Annotated in this window: 5 protein-coding genes; 4 read left to right on the top strand and 1 reads right to left on the bottom strand. The window is 65.4% G+C overall.

Annotated features, from left to right (window positions below):
* Nucleotides 1-810 (bottom strand): flavin-containing monooxygenase (locus CH256_RS12710; protein WP_179272085.1); only part of this gene is annotated, 810 nt, incomplete at its 3' end.
* 183 nt (nucleotides 811-993) lie between these two features.
* On the opposite strand from CH256_RS12710, the gene CH256_RS12705 reads away from it, so the two are divergent.
* The 4 genes from CH256_RS12705 to CH256_RS12690 all read left to right on the top strand — a co-directional run.
* Complete coding sequence (locus CH256_RS12705) at nucleotides 994-1,656, top strand: nitroreductase family protein (protein WP_027497814.1); 663 nt, start codon at nucleotides 994-996, stop codon at nucleotides 1,654-1,656.
* Nucleotides 1,657-1,696: 40 nt separating this feature from the next.
* A complete protein-coding gene (locus CH256_RS12700; RefSeq protein WP_094669779.1) occupies nucleotides 1,697-3,259 on the top strand; it encodes a class I adenylate-forming enzyme family protein in 1,563 nt (520 codons plus the stop codon).
* Complete coding sequence (locus tag CH256_RS12695; protein WP_094669778.1) at nucleotides 3,256-3,897, top strand: TetR/AcrR family transcriptional regulator; 642 nt, start codon at nucleotides 3,256-3,258, stop codon at nucleotides 3,895-3,897. Before CH256_RS12700 ends, CH256_RS12695 begins: the two co-directional genes overlap by 4 nt.
* Nucleotides 3,887-4,480, top strand: a 594-nt coding sequence (locus CH256_RS12690) for a serine hydrolase domain-containing protein (protein ID WP_143536571.1), incomplete at its 3' end; no start/stop codon positions are given. The genes CH256_RS12695 and CH256_RS12690, both read left to right, overlap by 11 nt.

Here is a 4,480-nt window from a genome sequence, read left to right as displayed (position 1 = left end):
CTGACCGGTCGCGGTGATCACCACGTCGGCGGTCAGCGTCTCGCCGTCGACCGTCCTGACGGTCCAGCCCTGCCGCTGCGCGTCGTACTCGGCCGTCGCCACCTCGGTGCCGAACCGAATGCGTTGCCGCAGATCGTGTTCGGAGGCGACATCGCTGAGGTACTGCCACACCTCGTCGCGCTTGCCGAAGTGCGTGCTCCAGGCCCGCGGCGCGAAGGAGTACGAGTAGAGGTGGCTCGGGGTGTCCACGCCCGCCCCCGGATAGGTGTTCTCGAACCAGCCTCCGCCCACGTCGGAGTTCTTCTCGAGTACAACGTGACTGATGCCCGCCTCGTGCAGCTTGATGGCGGCGAGCATTCCGGAGACGCCGGCACCGATCACGATGACCGACAGATCGTTCGGTGCGGCCACCGGAGTGTCCGCGGCGGTGAACCCCATGTCCTCGGCGACCATGACGCCGAACTCGGGTGGAACCTGCTCACCGACAGCCACGCTGATCATCTCGACGAGGTGCTCCGGGTCGGGCGACGGCACCGCCATGGGCGTGCCCTTGTGGAACGCGCAGATCGCGTCGAGCGCCGCGGACCGGATGCGGCTTGCAACGGCGTCGTCGAATCCGCCCGTGTCGTTGTTGTCCATGCCCCGGCTACGGGTGGGTTGGTACGGATCGGCGAGCCATGTGTGATCACCGGTCAGCTGGTAGAGCACCGCGACCAGCGTGGGCAGGTTGGCGGCGGTGAGAGCGCGCGAGAGCCGATCTCGATCGATCCGACCCACGGTTTCCGCTGCCGTTGCTGCGTCTGTGGACACCGGTACCTCCTGTTGCGAGCTGCTCCATCCGACTCCGACAGCTCAACTAACCACGGTTAGGCAATTTTGCGCAAGGGATTCGCTATCTCGAGATTCACAGCTTTTCGACCCTTGACAATGTGGCCCACGCCACACGATGCTTCATGGCACTACCTAACAGCGGACAGGCGAAGGGACACACCCATGGAACTCACCGAGGCGATGCGCACCACCGGCACCTGCAGGCGGTACCTCAGCGATCCTGTTCCCGACGAGGTGTTCAAGGCTGCGTTCGACGTCGCCCGCTTCGGTCCGCAGGGCGGCAACCGTCAGCCCGTGCGGTGGATAGTCGTACGCGACGCCGCCCGCAAGCAGGCCCTCGCCGATCTCTACCTGCCGATGTGGGACGCATACTTCGCCGGCATCACCGGCGGAACCGTCGCCGTCGGTGCATTGCCCAAGACCGTGCAGGACGCCGACTACTTCGCCCGCCACCTCCACGAGGTGCCCGCCATCGTGGTGGTCTGTGCCGCGTTGGACGGACTGCACCCCACCGACCACGAACTCGGCCGACTCTCCGTCGTCGGCGGCGCTTCCATCTACCCGACAGTGCAGAACCTGTGCCTGAGCCTGCGCGATCAGGGCGTCGCGACCGCGGTGACGACGTTGCTGTGCCACGAGGAACCCGCCATTCGCGAACTGCTCGGCATCCCGGACGACTACATCACCGCCGCACACATCGCCGTCGGGTATCCCGAGAAGTCGTTCCCGCGCAAGCTCACCCGTGATCCGGTGGAGCAGATCGTTGCGGCAGAGACGTTCTCGCAGCCGATGTTCGACTCCGCTGCACTCTCCCCAGCTCTGTAGAACACAGCCCTGTAACAGCTCGCACTTCGAGGAGTCCGCCGTGCCCGGTACCGCCATCCACCACCGCTCCCCCATCGGCCGCGCCACCATCGGCGATCAGCTGCGTCGCCATGCGCGGACTCAGCCGAACAAGGTTGCGTTCATCAGCTACGCGGCGGACGGCACCCGCGAGGTCACCACCTACGGCGAACTCGATTCTCGCGCAAACCAGTTCGCCAACTTGCTGGTCGATCTCGGGGTGGCAGCGGGCGACCGCGTCGCATCGATGGCTCGTAACAGCGTCGACGTGGTGGTGGCGTACTACGGCACCCTCAAGGCCGGTGCGGCCTTCACCGGAATCAACGTGATGTATCGCGCCGCCGAGGTGAAGCACCAACTCGAACACGCGGAACCGACTGTGGTGGTCGCCGATCCGGCCTACGCCGAGATAATCTCCTCGGTGAAGCCGGACACCACTACCCTGGTGACGTTCGGTACCGAATACGCCGCGCTGACCGCGAACACCCCGTCCACCGAGCCGGACGTCGAGATGGACGAGAACGACGTCGCGATGGTCATCTACACCTCCGGGACCGAAGCGGCCCCCAAGGGCGTGATGATTCCGCACCGCAACTTCCTCATCTCCACCGCGCCGGCGTGGAGTTGGGGCCTGCGCACGGGACCGGAGGACACCTGGCTGTTCGTCATGCCGTTCCACACCATCGCCGGACTCGGCTCCATGACGACCCTCACGCTGATGGGTGCCACCCTCGTGCTGCCCGCGACGGTCTACCCAGCACAATCGCTGCGCATCATCGCCGCCGAGAAGATCTCCGTCATCGCGCAGACGCCGACGTTCTACCTGGCCCTGGCCCGTGATGCGCGGTTCGGCCCCGAGGCGGTGAGCCAGGTCAGGCGCTGCCTCACCTACGGTGGCCAGGTGTCACCGCACACGATCAGCGCCTGGGCCGCCGCGGCACCCGAGGCCATCTGGGGTACCTACTGGGGACAGTCCGAACTCTCGCAGCTCGGCTCGGTCGGCTGGTTCACTACCCTCGACGACATTCCCGACGGCGACGCGTCGTGGATCGGCAAGCCCGTCACCCACCTCGAGATCAAGGTCGTCGACCCTGCGGGCAACGACAGCGAGATCGGTGAATTGCTCTGCCGCACTCCATCGGTGATGCTCGGCTACTTCAAGGACCCCGAGCGCACCGCCGAGGTATTCAGGGACGGCTGGGTACATACCGGCGACATGGTGCGCATCGACACTGACGGCAACTTGTTCTTCTACGATCGGATGAAGGACATGATCAAGTCGGGAGGGATGAACGTGTCGTCACAGGAAGTGGAACGCACCATCCACACTCACCCGGACGTGCTGCGTGCCGCCGTCGTCGGAGTACCCGACCCGTACTGGTCCGAGGCCGTGACCGCCTTCGTCATCGCGCACGACGGGGTGACCGCCGACCCGGCCGCGATCATCGAGTACTGCCGCACCGAGTTGGCGTCGTACAAGGCTCCGAAGTCGGTGCACATCGTGTCCGAACTGCCCGTCGATCCGCAGGGCAAGATCCTCAAGCGTGAACTGCGACTGCTGGCGGCGGTGGAGGAGACCGTATGACGCAGCCTGACCCAACTCTGCCGGCCAAGGTCAGTCCTCTGCCTCGTCAGGTCCGCACCCGTCAACGGCGAGAGGACATCGTGGCCAACGCCGCCAATATTTTTGCGCGCGAGGGCTACTCGAATGTGGGGATGCGTGATATCGCCGACGCCGTCGGCATCAAGGGTGCCAGTCTCTACCACCACTTCCCATCCAAGGAAGACATCCTCTTCGCGATCTGTCTGACGGTCACGCAGAAGCCGGCAGAGGAGAACCTGCCGCTGCTAGACGCGGCCGGAACCCCCACCGAGCGCCTCTCGTCTCTGGTGCGGGCGCACCTGGTGCATCTGAACCGTCGACGGGTGGAATACATCGTCGGACTGCACGAGCTCGCCTCGTTGACCCCCGAGCACCGCACCGTCATCGAGGACTACCGCCGCCGATATCAACGACGCGTGCGCGACGTGATCACCGCCGGAATGCGCAGCGGCGAATTCACCGTCCCGGATGCACGATTGGCGTCGTTCGCCCTGACTGACATGCTCAACGGCATCAGCAACTGGTTCCACGACGGCGGCGAGCTGAGCATCGAGGACGTCGCCGACGGCTACGTGGAACTCGCCGTCCACCGTGTTCTGGGTGCATCACATGGCAATTGACGGTCACTGCGATCCCGAGTTCGCTGCGGTGCGCGACACGCTCGCCGCCAACCTCGACAGTGGGGCAGAACTCGGCGCGTCCATCGTGGTCGACATCGACGGCCATACCGCCGTCGACCTCTGGGGCGGCTATCGCGACACCGAGCGCCGCCTGCCGTGGGAGTCGGACACGATCACCAACGTGTGGTCGACGACGAAGATGGTCACGTGCCTGGCCGCGCTGATGCTGATCGACCGTGGGGTGCTCGATCCTGATTCGCCGGTCGCGACCTACTGGCCCGAGTTCGCGGCCGCTGGTAAGCGGGACATAGCGGTTCGGCATCTGTTGTCGCACACCTCCGGAGTATCGGGATGGGACCGCCCGTTCAGCGAAGAGGACCTCTACGACTGGAAACTCTCGACCTCGCGCCTGGCCGCACAAGCTCCGTGGTGGGATTCGCGCACCACGTCGGGGTATCACGCGGCCAGTCAGGGGCACCTGATCGGCGAACTGGTTCGCCGCGTCACCGGAAAATCGTTGCGTCAGTTCGTGGCCGAGGAGATCGCCGGGCCTCTCGGGGCAGACTTCCAGATCGGTGCCGCC

The organism is Rhodococcus sp. 05-2254-6, assembly GCF_002258565.1.
Taxonomy (GTDB): domain Bacteria; phylum Actinomycetota; class Actinomycetes; order Mycobacteriales; family Mycobacteriaceae; genus Rhodococcoides.
The sequence above is the reverse complement of the archived record's forward strand: the minus strand, read 5'-3'. Positions and strand labels throughout refer to the sequence as shown.